The 14,795-nt window shown below is 71.9% G+C and carries 13 protein-coding genes and 1 pseudogene; 7 read left to right on the top strand and 7 right to left on the bottom strand.

Features of this window, described 5'->3' with window-relative positions; all coding sequences use genetic code 11:
- Positions 1-134: 134 nt before the first annotated feature.
- The gene (locus AC07FT_RS21000) at positions 135-848 is read right to left on the bottom strand and encodes a TetR/AcrR family transcriptional regulator (protein ID WP_479177569.1); all 714 of its coding nucleotides are present in this window, start codon (positions 846-848) and stop codon (positions 135-137) included.
- Between the two features lie 118 nt (positions 849-966).
- Between AC07FT_RS21000 and AC07FT_RS20995 the strand changes: the two genes are divergently transcribed.
- From AC07FT_RS20995 to AC07FT_RS20980, 4 genes are all read left to right on the top strand, one after another.
- Positions 967-1,740, top strand: coding sequence for a siderophore-interacting protein (locus tag AC07FT_RS20995; RefSeq protein ID WP_479177568.1), 774 nt, complete (start codon positions 967-969; stop codon positions 1,738-1,740).
- 111 nt (positions 1,741-1,851) lie between these two features.
- A complete protein-coding gene (locus AC07FT_RS20990) occupies positions 1,852-4,065 on the top strand; it encodes an MMPL family transporter (protein ID WP_479177567.1) in 2,214 nt (737 codons plus the stop codon).
- A gap of 5 nt (positions 4,066-4,070) precedes the next feature.
- A complete protein-coding gene (locus tag AC07FT_RS20985; RefSeq protein WP_479177566.1) occupies positions 4,071-5,327 on the top strand; it encodes a sensor histidine kinase in 1,257 nt (418 codons plus the stop codon).
- Positions 5,317-5,976 carry a response regulator gene (locus tag AC07FT_RS20980; protein WP_479177565.1) on the top strand — a complete coding sequence of 220 codons (660 nt, stop codon included), beginning with the start codon at positions 5,317-5,319 and terminating at the stop codon, positions 5,974-5,976. The genes AC07FT_RS20985 and AC07FT_RS20980 overlap by 11 nt, the downstream gene beginning before the upstream one ends.
- 23 nt (positions 5,977-5,999) lie before the next feature.
- Here the strand turns inward: AC07FT_RS20980 and AC07FT_RS20975 are convergent, their stop codons facing one another.
- The 4 genes from AC07FT_RS20975 to AC07FT_RS20960 form a co-directional block, all read right to left on the bottom strand.
- Positions 6,000-7,115 carry a PP2C family protein-serine/threonine phosphatase gene (locus tag AC07FT_RS20975; protein ID WP_479177564.1) on the bottom strand — a complete coding sequence of 372 codons (1,116 nt, stop codon included), beginning with the start codon at positions 7,113-7,115 and terminating at the stop codon, positions 6,000-6,002.
- A gap of 119 nt (positions 7,116-7,234) precedes the next feature.
- Positions 7,235-8,017, bottom strand: coding sequence for an IclR family transcriptional regulator (locus tag AC07FT_RS20970; protein ID WP_479177563.1), 783 nt, complete (start codon positions 8,015-8,017; stop codon positions 7,235-7,237).
- A 94-nt stretch (positions 8,018-8,111) separates the two neighbouring features.
- Positions 8,112-10,379 carry a terpene synthase family protein gene (locus AC07FT_RS20965; RefSeq protein ID WP_479177562.1) on the bottom strand — a complete coding sequence of 756 codons (2,268 nt, stop codon included), beginning with the start codon at positions 10,377-10,379 and terminating at the stop codon, positions 8,112-8,114.
- Between the two features lie 89 nt (positions 10,380-10,468).
- Positions 10,469-11,632 carry an acyltransferase family protein gene (locus AC07FT_RS20960; protein ID WP_479177561.1) on the bottom strand — a complete coding sequence of 388 codons (1,164 nt, stop codon included), beginning with the start codon at positions 11,630-11,632 and terminating at the stop codon, positions 10,469-10,471.
- A gap of 171 nt (positions 11,633-11,803) precedes the next feature.
- Between AC07FT_RS20960 and AC07FT_RS20955 the strand changes: the two genes are divergently transcribed.
- The gene (locus tag AC07FT_RS20955) at positions 11,804-12,259 is read left to right on the top strand and encodes a tellurite resistance TerB family protein (RefSeq protein WP_479177560.1); all 456 of its coding nucleotides are present in this window, start codon (positions 11,804-11,806) and stop codon (positions 12,257-12,259) included.
- 112 nt (positions 12,260-12,371) lie between these two features.
- On the opposite strand, the pseudogene AC07FT_RS20950 reads toward AC07FT_RS20955, so the two are convergent.
- Together AC07FT_RS20950 and AC07FT_RS20945 are read right to left on the bottom strand one after the other, a co-directional pair.
- A pseudogene (locus tag AC07FT_RS20950) lies at positions 12,372-12,479 on the bottom strand (M56 family peptidase); the annotation flags it as partial.
- 3 nt (positions 12,480-12,482) lie between these two features.
- Positions 12,483-12,899, bottom strand: a complete 417-nt coding sequence (locus AC07FT_RS20945; RefSeq protein ID WP_479177559.1) for a BlaI/MecI/CopY family transcriptional regulator — start codon at positions 12,897-12,899, stop codon at positions 12,483-12,485.
- 237 nt (positions 12,900-13,136) lie between these two features.
- Here AC07FT_RS20945 and AC07FT_RS20940 point away from each other — a divergent pair, with 237 nt between their 5' ends.
- Positions 13,137-13,382, top strand: coding sequence for a ferredoxin (locus AC07FT_RS20940; protein WP_479177558.1), 246 nt, complete (start codon positions 13,137-13,139; stop codon positions 13,380-13,382).
- Entirely contained in the window at positions 13,372-14,766 is a 1,395-nt protein-coding gene (locus tag AC07FT_RS20935) for an NAD(P)/FAD-dependent oxidoreductase (protein WP_479177557.1), read from the top strand. Before AC07FT_RS20940 ends, AC07FT_RS20935 begins: the two co-directional genes overlap by 11 nt.
- The last annotated feature ends 29 nt before the right edge of the window (positions 14,767-14,795 follow it).

The following is a 14,795-nucleotide window of genomic DNA, read 5'->3' as shown; positions in this document are numbered from 1 at the left end:
ACTGATGTTTCCGGCCAGGGCAACCGCCCGCCACGATCCGGTCCGTCGCAGGTCAGCGGCGGTGTGCAACGGGCCGGTGGGCTACCGGGGAGTAGCCCGCCGGCCCCGTACGGGCCGGCACTCCGGCCACCGCGCTACCGCGCGTACGGCAGTCCCAGCTGTTCACAGACCTCCCGCAGGCACTCCTCGAAGACCGGCTCCATATCGGTGTAGGCGAAGTCCAGTTGATGGAGGACCTCCATGCACAGCAGCCCGTAGAGCCGGGACCAGCAGGTGAGACAGACGTGGACGGCCTCGGGCGGCAGCCGTCCGTCGAGCGATGTCGCGTAGGCGGCCAACTGCTCGTACAGCGAGGGGTCGAGCTCCCCGGGGGCGGGGACGGGGAAGGGCCGGGCCTCCCAGAGGGCGGCCACCTCGTCGAGCAGCACCCGTTCGAAGCGCTGCCCGGCCCGGTGGCGTGCGGAGCCCTCCCGCCGGTCGGACGGCGGGATGGGGCTGGCGAAGATCCAGCCGAACTCGGCGGGGTGCTCGGTCGCCCAGCCCCGCATCGCACGGCAGATGGCCGGCAGCCGCTGGCTGGACGGGCCGCCGGCGTGACCGTCACGGGCGGTCTCCATCCGCTCGGTGAGTTCCTGGAAGAAGTCCGCGGTCACCGCGCCCACCAGGGCTTCCCGGCTGGAGAAGTAGTGGTAGAGGGCGGGTCCGCTCATCCCCACCTCACGCGCCACGGCGTTGATCGTGACCGCCTCGGACCCGTGGGAGGTCAGCAGGAGGCGCGCGGCGGTGCGGATCTCCTCGAGGGTGGCCCGGCGGAGCCGTTCCCGTCGGCTTCCGGTCTGCGCAGCCATCCAATCGGCCCTTCTCTCCGTGGGGTTGGCGAGTGGACGCCGTTGACACTCTAAGGCATCTATGTTTGCTTAATGGCTCTAGAAACTTCTATAAGCAATAGAGGAAGAGGTCGCGAAGATGGCCGATCACCCGGTCGCGCGCCGCGGGCGGCGCAATCCCCTGGCCGGAGCGCTGGCCAAGTACACGCTGGACACGGTGGTCACCCAGGCCGGGCCGGTCACCCCGAGCATGCGACGGATCCTGCTGCGCGCCGACGCCCCCGTCCCGTTCACCTGGACACCGGGCCAGCACGTCCGCGTCCAGATCAACGACCCCCTGTCGATGGGCGGGATCCTGCGCCCGGGAGAGACCCTGCGCACCTACACCGTCTGGGAGTTCGACCCCGGGGAGCGCACCCTCGAACTGCGGGTCCACCTCTACGACGGTGAGGGCATCGGCCTGTCCTGGGCGCGGACGGTCGCCCCCGGGGACCCGGTGACGCTCTGGTGGCCGCAGGGGGACTTCGTTCTGCGCGAGGCGCCGTACCACCTGTTCGCCGGGGAGGAGACGGCGAGCGTGGCGTTCGCTCCGATGCTCCGCGCGCTCGGCCCCTCGGCCCGGGTGTACGGCGTGCTGGAGAGCGCGGGACCCGAGCACGACCCCCCGATGCCGGACCTTCCGGATCCGCTGCGCCGGGTCCATCGCGACGGCGCGTCCGCCGCCTCGTCCACCCTCCTGCGCGACGCGGTCGCCGCGCTCGGACTGCCCGCCGAGCCCGGGTTCGCGTATCTGGCGGGCGAGGCCCGGAGCTGCCGGATGGTCCGTGACCACCTGATACGTGAACGCGGCTGGCCGAAGTCCGCGATCGGGCTCAAGCCGTTCTGGGCACCGGGGAGGCGCGGACTCCACTGACCCCGCAGGACGAGCGCGGCGTGGGCATGCCGCCGTCCACCGACCGGTGGACAACGAGTTCAACCGGCCGGGCCTGTCAGCGGTGCCCCCTCGCTGACCAGGATCGATCCCATGAGAGAACTCCCTGTGCGGGCCGCCCGGCTGAGTGCCCGGTACCCCTGGCGGATGCTCACCGGCTGGCTGCTGTTCGTCGCGCTGTGCCTCGGTGTGGGCAGTGCCCTCGGCACGAACAAGGCCACCACCGAGGACTACCGGGTCGGCGAGGCGGGCCGGGCCGAGGCGATGGCCGCCGGGGGACAGCTGCAACGCAAGCCCGTGGAACACGTCCTGATCACCGCCCGTTCCGGTGCGCTGGACCGCGCCGCGGCCGGCACCGCCGCCCGCGAGGTGACCGAACGGATGCGGAAGCTGCCCGAAGTGACGGACGTGGCCGCGCCGGTCCGTTCGGCGGACGGCCGGGCGGTGCGGGTCGACATCACCATGAAGGGCGAGGAACTCGACAGCCAGGAGCATGTCGAAGCCCTGCTGGCCCGGACCGCGGAGGTGCAGCGGGACCATCCGGGACTACGGGTCGAGGAGACCGGAAGCCCCTCCATCGGCAAGGGAGTCGACGATCAGCGCGACAGCGATCTCGCCCTGTCCGAGACGATCACCGTGCCCCTCACCCTCCTCACCCTGCTGGCCGTCTTCGGCTCGGTGGTGATGGCGGGCGTACCGCTGCTGCTCGCGCTGTCCTCGATCGCCGCGTCCGTGGGGCTGTCCATGGTGGTCTCGCACCTCTCCCCGGACGCCGGGGTGGGCACCAATGTGATCCTGCTGATCGGGATGGCGGTCGGCGTGGACTACACGCTCTTCTTCCTCAAACGGGAGCGGGAGGAACGGACCCGCTCCGGGGGCGGGTTGGACACCGCGGCACTGATCGAGCTGGCCGCCGCCACCTCGGGCCGGGCCATCGTGGTCTCCGGGATCGCGGTCGCCGCCTCCACCGCGACCCTCTGGCTGGCCTCCGACGTGATCTTCTCCTCGCTGGCCACCAGTACCGTCCTGGTGGTCCTGGTCGCGGTGGGCAGTTCGCTGACCGCCCTGCCCGCCCTGCTGATGCTGATCGGCAGGCGCGCGGAGCGCCGGGCGGCCCGGAAGGCGGCCCGGGGCGGGCGGACCCGCGAGCGCCGGACGTCCCGCACCGGCGAAGGCCGGTGGTGGGCCGCGCTGATGCGCCCCGCGACCCGGCACCCGCGCCGGACGCTGTGTCTCTCGGTGCTGGTCATGCTCGGTCTTGCGCTGCCCGCACTCGATCTCCACCTGGGTGTGATGGACCGGGACACCCACTCCCGCGAGGTTCCCGCGATGCGGGCGTACGACCGGCTCAATGACACGTTCCCGGGTCTCCGCGTCACCCACCAGGTCGTGGTGCGCGCCGATCCGGCCCGTGCCGTGGACGTCCGCCGGGCCCTGACCGACCTCGGCCGACGCGCCGACGCCGACCCGCTGTTCGGCGGCAGCGGGACCCCGCGTACCTCGGCGGACGGGCGGATCAGCGTGCTGGAGCTGCCCGTGCCGCACTCCGGGGGTTCACGGCAGGCGCAGGACTCGCTGACCCACCTCAGGGAGGACTATCTGCCCTCCACCGTCGGGGCGGTGGCCGGGGCCGAGGCGGCGGTGACCGGCGATGTGCCGCGCGCCGTCGACTACCTCGACCACCAGAACGGCAAACTCCCGCTGGTGATCGGCTGTCTGCTGGTGCTCACCTTCGGGATGACGGTGTGGGCGTTCCGCTCGGTGGTCCTCGGACTGCTCGGGGTGGCGCTCAACCTGCTGTCCGCGGCCGCCGCGTTCGGTCTGCTGGTCCTGGTCTTCCAGGGCGACTGGGCGGAGGGGCTGCTCGGCTTCACCTCGACCGGGACGATCGGCTCCAGGGTGCCGCTGTTCCTGTTCGTGATCCTCTTCGGGCTCTCGATGGACTACCAGGTGTTCGTCGTCAGCCGGATCCGGGAGGCGGCGCTGCGCGGGGCGGACATCCGCACCGCCGTACTGGAGGGACTGCGCAGTTCGGCGAGTGTGGTGACCAGTGCCGCCGTGGTGATGGTGACGGTGTTCGCCAGCTTCGTCCTGCTGCATCTGATCGAGATGAAGCAGATCGGGTTCATCCTGGCCACGGCCGTGCTGCTGGATGCCTTCATCATCCGGATCATGATTCTCCCCTCGGCCATGATGCTGCTCGGCCGGGCGAGTTGGTGGCCCTCGCGGCTGTCCCGGAAGGGCCCGGAGCCCGCCCCGCAGACCGCCGCGAAGACCGCCGCGCCCGGCTACGCGGAGATAGATTGACGCGCATGCTCCCCTGGTCAGGACGTGACACCCCCGGTCGGCCCGGTGCGTCCGGCACCTCCGGCGCGGCCACGGCCGGGGGTGCTCTCGGGGTGCCCACCGATCCGTTCTGGCTGCGGACCCTGCACCGCTGGAACACCGTCGGCTGGCTGCTGTTCGGGGCGGTGGCCCTGATCAGCGCGGTGACGGGGGAACCGGGCCGCCGCCGGCTGTGGTGGCTGGTGCTCGTACTCCTCCTGGCACTCTGCTACACGCTGCTGATGCGGTTCCCCGGCAACCGGATCCTGCGTCCGCACACCTATCTGTGGGTGCTCACCCTGGGCCTGGGCGTGCTGTCGTATCTGCGCGGCGGCTATGTGGCACTGTTCATCGTGGCGGTACCGCACTACTGGATGTTCGGCAGGACTCCCCGGGCATCGATCGCCCTCAGCGGGCTCGCCTCCGCGCTGACGGTGGCCGGGAGTTCGCTCCGGGAGGGCTGGGACACCCGGTTCTTCGGCTCGACCGTCGTCTCCACCACCGTGGTGTTCACGGCCAGTTGTCTGATCGGGCTGTGGATCCGGTCGGTTGTGGCACAGAGCGACGAACGCGCCCGGCTGCTGGCCGAGTTGGAACGCACCCAGGCACAACTGGCCGCCGCGCACCAGCGGCAGGGGGCGGCGGACGAACGCGAACGGCTCTCGCGAGAGATCCATGACACCCTCGCGCAGGGCTTCGCCTCCATCGTGGTCCTCGCCGAGGCGGCACGGGCCGGACTGGAGTCCGGCGAAGCGGACCGCAGCGGCCGTCAGTTGCGCTCGATCGAGAACACCGCCCGGGAGAACCTCGCCGAGGCCCGGGAACTGGTGGCCTCGGGACAGGGCCGTACGGTGACCGCGGGCCCGGCGGCCCATGCCCTGCGCCGCACCCTGGACCGGTTCGCCGAGGACACCGGTCTGGAGGTGACCGCCGAACTCGCGGACGTGGTCTGCGACCAGCCCACCCGGATCGCCTTGCTGCGCTGCGCCCAGGAGTCGCTGGCCAATGTGCGCAAGCACGCGGACGCGTCGGCCGTGGGCATGGTGCTCAGCGCGTACGACGACCGGGTCGAGCTGGAGGTCACCGACGACGGACGGGGGTTCGCCGCCGGCGGGGCGGGCGGGTTCGGGCTGAACGGGATGCGCAAACGGCTCGCGGAACTCGGCGGCGACCTCCTGGTCACCAGTTCCGTCGGCGACGGCACCCGTCTCCTCGCCATGATCCCGCTCATCGATGAGGTGTGAAGTGACAGCGGACAGACTCACGGTCGTCGTCGCGGACGACCACGCGGTGATGCGCGCCGGGGTGATCGCGCTGCTGGGTCCCGACGCGGGGATCGACATCGTGGGCGAGGCGAGCGACGGTGCCCACGCCATCGAACTCGTCGAACGCCACCGGCCCGACGTGGCTCTGCTCGACCTGCGGATGCCGGTCCTGGACGGGGTGGCCGCCACCACGGAGATCGTCGCCCGGCGGCTGGGCACCCGGGTCCTCATCCTGACCATGTACGACACGGACGCCGACATCGAGCGCGGGGTCGAGGCCGGTGCCATCGGCTACCTCCTCAAGGACACCACCCGCGAACAGCTGGTGGACGCCATCCGCGCGGCCTCCCGCGGGGAGACGGTCCTCGCACCGCGCGTCGCGGAGAAGCTGGTGGCCCGGATGCGCCGCCCGGCGCAGGCCGCGCTGACCGTACGGGAGCTGGAGGTCCTGGGCGCCGTCGCCGACGGACTGTCCAACGCCGACATCGGCCGGCGGCTGTGCATCGCGGAGGCCACGGTGAAGACCCATCTGCTGCGCATCTTCGCCAAGCTGGACGTCGACGACCGCACCCGCGCCGTGGTCATCGCCCTGGAGCGCGGGCTGCTCCCCCGGCAGGGCACGGGCTGAGGGCCCGGTCCCGGCACGGGTGCTCAGTTCAGCGGCGCCTCGGCGGGGGCGGGCACCGCGTCGGCGACCGGTTTGCGGAGCAGCAGCAGCGCCGCGTCGTCGTGCAGCCGTCCGCCCACGTGGTCCAGCAGATCGCCGTGGAGGGCGGCGAGGGTCTGGGACGGTTCGTCGCAGAGGTGCCGCGGCACCCGCTCCATCAGCGGGAAGTACTCCCGGCCGTGGTCCCGGGCCTCGATCACCCCGTCGGTGTAGAGCAGCATCTGGTCCCCGTCGTCGAACGGCACCAGCTGGAGGCTGGGCAGCTCACCGCCCAGGGACCCCAGCCCCAGCGGCGGGGCCGGGCGGGCCGGCTCGACGGCCACCACACCGGACCGGTTGACCAGCAGCGGCGGGGCGTGACCACAGTTGACGATCTCCATCCGGCCGGACCGCGGATATCCGGCGACCACGGCGGTGACGAAGTCGTCGGGGGCGAGGTTGCGCGCCAGGCTGCGTTCGATCCGGCCGACCACGTCCAGCAGATCGGGTTCGTCATAGGCGGCCTCGCGGAAGACACCGAGCACCAGGGCGGCGGTGGACACCGCGGGCAGTCCCTTCCCCCGGACATCGCCGACGATCACCCGCACCCCGTAGGGGCTGGAGACCAGCGCGTAGAGATCGCCACCGACCCTGGCCTCCGCTGCGGCGGCGCTGTAGCGGACCGCCACCTGGAACTGGCCGACCCGGGCGGGCACCGGCTTGAGCAGGGCGTTCTGGGCGGCCTCGGCGACCGAGCGGACGGCCGCCAGCACCCGTTCCCGGCGCTGCCGCAGCAGACTGGCCAGACAGCTCGCCAGGGTCACGGCGGCCACCGCGATCAGCATGATCGCCCGGCCGCGTACCGGGATGTCCGTCGGGGCGATCAGGAATCCGCCGACGGCCACGGCGAGCAGCCCGATCCGCAGGACCCCCCACGGTCCGCAGACCGCGGCGGCCAGCGCCGGACCGACGGCCAGCAGCGGCAGCCAGCTGATCCCGGCACCGGTGAGGACGTCCAGCAGGGCGACAGCACAGATGAGCAGCACGGGCACCGCGCCGGAGAGACGGGCGGGGGCGTAGGGCCGGTCCGGGTCAGACAAGAAGAATCGGGCCTGGATCATGTCCTGTTTCGCTGCTCTCTTTCCCACTCGGGCTTGACTTGGGCAGGGGACGCCGGACAGCTTTTGTCCGGTTCATCCAGAGAAACAGCGATTCCATACTCGCGGCAAGGGCCACGTTTTCAGATAGTGAGCGAGAGGCTCCTGCTCACCCGGTCCGCAGTGGGCAGCAGCCGCTGCCTGACCCGTTCCAGCCGCTCGTCGTCACGGTGGGTGAGCGGTGCGACCCGCTCCGACCGCAGGGAGATCCCGAGCGAACCGAGCCGGTCCCCGCTGTACACCGGCACCGCGAAGCAGACCGTGCCGAGCGCGTACTCCTCCAGATCGGCCACCAGCGAGGGCTGCGGCCTGGCGTCGAGCCGCCGCAACAGCTCGGCGGGGCGGGTGATGGTCCGGGGGGTGAGATCGGCGAGCTGATGGCGGGAGAGGTAATCGTGACGGGCCTCGTCGTCCAGCTCGCGCAGCACGCATTTGCCCAGCGCGGTGGCGTGCCCGGCGTCCTCGAACCCCACCCACAGATCGACCCGCGGCGCCCGCGGCCCGTCCGCGATCTCCGCGACCCGGATCTCGCCGTCCTCGTAGAAGGTGAGGTACACGGCAGCCGACAGTTCATCGCGCAGGGCGGCGAGGGCGGGCCGGATCCTGCCCAGCAGCGCCTGGTCCTGGGCACCGCTCTGGAGGGAGTGCAGCTTGTCGCCGATCACGAAACCGCCGTCGTCCAGCCGGTTGACGTAGCCGTCGTGCACCAGGGTCCGCAGCAGGTGGTAGGTGGTGGCCAGCGGCAGCCCCACTTCACGTGCCAGCTGTTTCGCCGGCGCACCGCCCTCGTGTGCGCCCACGGCTTCCATCAAGCGGAAGGCTCGCTGTACGGAGGTGATGAGCGTAGGGCCCGCCTGAGCACCCATATCCCCAGCTTGCGCCCCTCGCCCCGGGCAGGCAAGGGCCGCCCGCCACCGGGTCGCGGCCGCACCGCGGGGCCTGGCGGCCGGGCCGCCGGAGTCACCGGCGCGCTCCCGCCGCCAGCGGGATCCGCGCGGCCGCGGTGCCCAGCCCCGTCGGACCGTGCCAGCGGGACGGGGTCACCACCACGCCCCCGGCCGGTGGCGAGGGCCGGTGGCGCAGCTCCTCGTCCCGGTAGCGCGAAACCTCCTGGTGCCAGTTGAAGATCCCGGTCATCCAGTGGCGCAGGTTCCGGACATGGCCGTCCAGGGCCGTGCGGAGCTCCGGACCCAGGCCGAAGTCCTGGCACAGCACCGGCAGTTCCCGGGCCACGACGTGCTGGAACTGCCGCATCCGGGAGGCCAGCAGGTCCTGGACGATGGTGAGCCCGGCCGGGTAGTCGCAGTCGAAGAAGTTCTGCACCACCAGGACGCCGTTGTGCACCTCGCCCTCGGCCTCGATCTCCTTCTGGTAGGAGAAGACGTCGTTGAGCAGGGTCGCGTAGTCCACGGCCGCGTTCTCCAGGGACCGGACCGGGCCGCTGCGGTGGACCTCGTCCGGCAGCCGGTGCCCCTGGACCAGGCGGCACAGGCTCATCGAGAGGTCCGCCCCGAAGGTGCGCCGCCGCATCTCGATGTAGTCCACCGGATCGGGGATCCGGTTCTGCGCCTGGTTGGCCAGCTCCCACAGCCAGCTGTCGGTCATGTCCTCGACCGCCTCACGGAACGCGCGGCGCGCGGTCCGCGTCATGGTCCCGGCGGTTCGGCCCCACAGGTCCGCCAGCGCCCGCTCCAGCGCGTTCGCCGGGGCCGGGGTGGTGTCCGCGCCCAGCGGCATGAAGGCGCCCAGCCGCTCGTTGCACGCCTTCGCCCCGGCGAGGTCACGGGTGCGGCCGAAGACCGCCGGGTAGTAGTCGTCCGCGTAGGTGCCCCAAGCCAGCCAGAGGGAGGTGAGGGCGACCTCCTCGGGCGAACCGTCCGGATGGATCCCCGCCGCGCACAGCGGGAGGTCGGCGGCGAGCAGCCGGCGCTCGTCCCAGACGTACGACCCGGGGATCCCGGGCTGCGGCTGGAGGATGCCCATCCGGTGCGCCCATTCGGCCAGCTGCCGCCGCGCCCCGTTCAGATGCGGACTGAGCCGCAGGGTGAACGGCATGGGGAGGTCGGGGATCCGGGACGGTCCGACCTTCTGGAACGGGACGTGGGCGAAGCCGCGGCCGCGCGCCGCCTCGGCCCGCCCGGTGGTCAGCCGCAGATCGGCCGCCGAGGTCCCCAGACCGCCGCCGCCGATCCCGCTCAGCCCGAACGGGCCACGGGCCGCGGACACCGGCCCCGCCCCGCCGCCGTTCATGTAGCGGCTGGAGCGCAGATGCCATTCATGGCCGCCGGACTGCCAGTCCTGGAGCCCCTTCACATAGGCCAGGACACGGGCGCGGCCCTCCGTGTCCACCCCGTGTGCGGCGAAGAGCGGGCCGAGTTCGGTGAGCGCGGTGTGCTCGAACTGCTGGAGCCGTGAGGTCAGCAGATCGTTGACGGCGTCGGCGGCCTGCTGGGTGGAACAGCCGAGGAAGGTCTCCAGCACCAGCACGCCATTGCTCAGCTCACCCTCGTCCTCGATCTCCCGCTGGTAGGAGAAGAGGTCGTTGCGCAGGTGGACACCGTCGGAGAAGGCGTCCCGCAGCACCCGCAGCGGCCGGGTCCCCGCGACGGCCGCGGGGACCTCGGCGCGCGCCGCGTACTCCACGAGCCCGGCCGACCAGGGCGCGCCGCCGACCTTGCGGCGCATCTCGATGTACTCGACCGGATTGGGGATCCGGTCCGCGTTGATGTTGGACAGCTCCCAGAGCGATTCGTCGAGCAGGTTCTCCGTCGACTCCCGGAACCGCGCCCGCCACTCCCGCGACATGGCGGGCACCGTGCGCGCCCACAGGTCGGCGAGGCCCGCCTCGACCGGGTTGACGGGCTCGGGAGTGTCCGCGGTGGCGTCCATCGGCATGAAGGCGGGCAGCCGGTCCAGATACGCCTTGCCGCCCGCGCGGTCCTGCGAGCGCTTGAAGGTCTCCAGGAAGTGGTCGTCGAAGAAGAAGACCCACACGTACCAGTCGGTCACCAGGGACAGGTCCGCGGCGGAGCAGTCGGGGTGGGTGTAGGCGCACAGCAGGGCGTAGTCATGCGCGTCGAGGTCCCGCTGCTCCCAGACGCCGGATCCCTCCAGCATGCCCATCTCGCGGGCCCACCGGGTGGAGTGCTCCCGTGCCTCCCGCACATGGGGGTTCAGCCGCGCCGGGTACGGCAGGTAGAAGTCGGGGAGTCGAAAGGGCTGTGTCACTGCGGGGCCGGCACCTCTCCGTGCGGGGATGTCCGGGACCGTACGGGGCCCGGGCGGAACGGCTGCGCCCTACCCGGGGCCCCGACCGGCTATCCGACAGCCTCATTAGTCACATGAACGGCCGGTGGTTTTCGGCCTGTTGTCCCGTTCCGCTCGCGGGTGGACGACGCCTCCAGGACGGGTGGCTTCTCCAGGACAGGTGGCCTCCCCGGTGCGGGCTCCGGGGAGGCGGACCGGAAGGCCCACTCCATCCGCGGCTCCATCGCGCACCGGAACAGCCGCCGCACCGGCGGTGCGCACAGCGCCGTCACCACGGCCGCCGCCAGCGCCGTCACCGCCACCGCGCCCAGGGGACGGTACACCCAGGGGTGGTCGTACCAGCCCCAGAAGCGGGAGCCCTTGGCCAGGAATCCGTGCAGCAGATAGCCGTACAGCGTCCCCGCGCCCAGCGCGGTGCACCACATCCGGCGGCCGGGCACCCAGGCCAGGAAGCACACGGTCAGCAGGAGCGAGCAGCCGAAGAGCGCGAGGGTCATCACCGCACCGCTCCACCAGGGCGCGCCGAGTTCCTGGGCGCTGTCACGGCGGTAGAGCCAGGCCGGGTTCATCCGCGGCGCCGCCCAGTAGGCGAAGACCACCGCTCCGGCCAGCACCGGCAGCGACAGCCACCGCACCGTGCTCCGCCGCACCATCCGGAAGTGCCGCGGCTCCAGTTGGAGTCCGAGCACGAAGAACGGCAGGAACTGGAACACGCGTTGCAGATCGAGGTCATCGCCGATGGCGGGGGAACAGGCGGCGAGCACGGCGACGGTGAGGGCCAGGGGCAGCGGGTGGCGGGCGATCCGCCACAGCGGGGTGGTCAGCCGCCAGACGAACAGCGCGATCAGGAACCAGGTCAGATACCAGGGGTCGAGCAGGCTGACCGGATGGGCCGGATCGTCGTCCGCCCAGCGTTTGAAGAGGCTGTACGCGGCCTCGAAGAGGACGTACGGAACGGCGACCCCGGTGATCAGGCGCCGCAGCCGGTCCGGACGGGCGTCGAAACTCCGGGAGAAGTAGCCGGAGATGAGGATGAAGGCGGGCATGTGGAAGGCGTAGACGGTGAGGTAGAGCGCGGCCGCGGCTCTGCTGCCGCTCCGCAGCGGCTCCCATGCGTGTCCCATCGCCACCAGCACGATCGCCGCGTACTTGGCGTTGTCGAAGAACGCGTCACGGTCTCGGCGTCCGGACCGTAAAGATGCGGAGTGAGCCATTCCATGGACCCTAGTGGCGCGGTTCCGGCCGCGACCGGAATGGCTCACCTCTTGCGTACCGGCTTGCGCGGCGGCGTCCCGGTGTCTGCCGGTCTGTTAGCTTCTACAGTGCTGTAGATCTACAGAACTGTAGATACTGACGTCCGACCGACGACCTCCGATGGAGTGGTTATGGCCCTGTGGGACCGCATCAAGGACTCCGCCCAGACGATGCAGACTCAGCTGCTCGCCAAGAAGAACGACGTGAAGAGCGGAGCGTTCCGCGACGCCGGCATGGCGATGTGCGCGCTGGTGGCCGCGGCGGACGGTTCGGTCGACCCGGTCGAACGGCAGCGCGTGGCCCAGCTGATCGCCACCAACGAGGTGCTCCAGAACTTCCCCGCCGACGACCTCCAGCGGCGCTTCGACGAGTATCTGGACAAGCTGGTCGCCGACTTCGACTCCGGCAAGGTCAGTGTGCTCCAAGAGGTCGCCAAGGCGCGGAAGAAGCCCGCCGAGGCCCGCGCCGTCATCCAGATCGGCATCGTCATCGGCGGTGCCGACGGTGACTTCGACAAGACCGAGCAGGCCGTGGTCCGCGAGGCTTGCTTCGCCCTGGACCTGCCTCCGGCCGAGTTCGACCTGTAGCGGCCCTGACCCGTCCGGCGTCGCAAGCCGTCGGCGGACCCCCTTTGCGGCGGGGTCGCCGCGTGCGGCACGAGGAACAGCGCGGACGCGGCGGTGCCCACGGCCGCGATCCGGACAGCAGCCGGGTGGCGGTGCGCGGGTGGAAATGCTGTCCGGCCAGCCGGGCGATCGGCAGCGCCGACAGCGGCAGGACCAGCGGGAGGAAGACGACGACGCCCATCGCTCAGCCCTCCTCCGGCTCCTCCGCGGCGTCGTTCAGCAGCTCGCGCAACAGCCGCTCGTCGTCGTCGCTCAGCCCCGTCACGAAGCTGGCGAGCACCGCCCCCCGGTCGTCCTGGCCGTCCAGCACCCGCCGCATCCGCAGCGCCGCGAGCCCCGCCTCGTCCGAGGCGGCCCGCCAGACGAACGACCGGCCCGCGCGCTCCCGCGTCACGGCCTGCTTGGCGTGCAGCCGGGACAGGATGGTCATCACCGTGGTGTAGGCGAGTCCGCCCTCCAGCCGCTCCTGCACCCAGGCAGCGGTCACCGGCCCGGGCGCCCGGCGCAGCGCCCCGAGCACCTGCGCCTCCAGCTCGCCCTGGCCGCGTCGACGGGGGCGCCGGGGCCGGCCGGACCCACCGGTCCGGTCCTGGTCCGTCACACCGTCTCCTTCCCGCGGCGCCGTGCCGCCCGCCACCCCACCGGGCGGCGATACATCGTACTGAGCGCTCACCGGCCCCACCGGGCCCGCACCCACCCCTTTGGCCCGGCTGTGCGCGCGGGCCCCCGCCCGGTCGCCCATGCTGGGCCGCAGGGGGGCGTCCCGCTGCCGGGGCCGACCGCCGAGGGGACGCGGGACGGCGCCGACGGCCCGAGCTGTGGGAAGGGCAGGGCCCGGATGAGGATTGTCGTCGATCTCAACCGCTGTCAGGGATACGCGCAGTGCGCCTTCCTCGCTCCCGATGTGTTCACCCTGCACGGCGACGAGGCGCTGCTCTACAACCCGTACGCCGACGACACTCAGCGGGAGAACGTCGCGCGCGCGGTGGCGGCATGTCCGGTGCAGGCCATCATGGCCGAGGGGCTGGACGTCGACGGTGTGGACGGGCTCTCCGCGCGGACGGTGACGACCGGTGTCCGGTAACGGGTCGCTGGAGGCGCTGCGCCGCTCGGGGCGGATCGTGATCGTGGGCGCTTCGCTGGCTGGACTGCGCGCCGCGGAAGCCCTGCGCGAGGAGGGGTTCACCGGCTCCCTCACCCTGATCGGCGACGAGCCCCACGAGCCCTACGACCGGCCGCCGCTGTCCAAACAGGTACTGCTGGGCAAGGCCGACGCGGACCGCACCGCACTGCCCCGCCGCCGCGAGCTGGACGCCGAGTGGCGCCTCGGAGTGGCCGCCACCGGTCTCGACATGACGGCCCGCCGGGTACGGCTGGCCGACGGCACCGAGGTGCCCTACGACCGGCTGATGATCACCACCGGGGTGCGGGCCCGGCCCTGGCCGCATCCGCTGGAGGCCGAACTCGACGGCGTGTTCGTGCTCCGCACCCGCCAGGACGCCGTCACGCTCAACCGGCGGCTGACGGCGGTGCCACGGCGGGTGCTGGTCATCGGCGCGGGGTTCACCGGTTCGGAGATCGCCTCCGCCTGCCGTGAGCTGGGGCTGGAGGTGACCGTCGCCGAACGCGGTCCGGCGCCGCTGGTCGGCGCGCTCGGCGGGGTGGTCGCCCAGGTCGCCGCCGACCTCCAGCGGGCCCACGGGGTGGATCTGCGCTGCGGGGTGATGGTCACCGGTCTGGAGGGCGACTCGGCGGGGCGGCTGCGCCGGGCCCATCTGTCCGACGGCACCACCCTGGACGTGGACGTGGCGGTGGTCTCGCTCGGCGCCACCCGCAACACCGAGTGGCTGGCCGGGTCCGGACTGGGCGCCGGGCCCCGGGGCATCGCCTGTGACGCGGGGTGCCGCGCGTTCGACATCCGGGGCATCGTCACCGACGACATCTTCGTGGCCGGGGACGTGGCCCGGTCGCCGCATCCCCTCTTCAACTACCAGTTCCTGTCGCTGGAGCACTGGGGCAACGCGGTCGCCCAGGCCGAGACCGCCGCCCACAACATGATCAACGCCAGCGCCGACCGGCGGCCCCACGTATGGGTCCCGGCCTTCTGGTCCTCACAGTTCGGGGTGAGCATCAAATCGGTCGGGGTGCCGTCCCTCGGCGACGAGGTCCTGATCGCCCAGGGTTCGCTCGCCGAACACCGCTTCACCGGTGTCTACGGCTACCAGGGCCGGGTCATCGCCGCGGTCACCTTCGACCAGACCAAATGGCTGGAGCACTACCAGGGGCTGATCGAGACCGCGGCCCCCTTCCCGCCGCCGGGGACCACCGTGGACCGCCGCGCCGAAGGACTCCGCCCGGTCCCGGCCGACTTCCCCGACCCCTCACTGCCCACCCACGGGCCGACCGTCACGCTCAGCGGCTACTCGCCCACCGACCGACGGATCACCTTCACTCCCGCGCGGGCCTGACCCGAGCCCGATGATCGAAGGACCTCAGC

Source organism: Streptomyces sp. NPDC045899, assembly GCF_056431485.1.
This window is presented reverse-complemented; position numbering and strand designations above follow the sequence as displayed.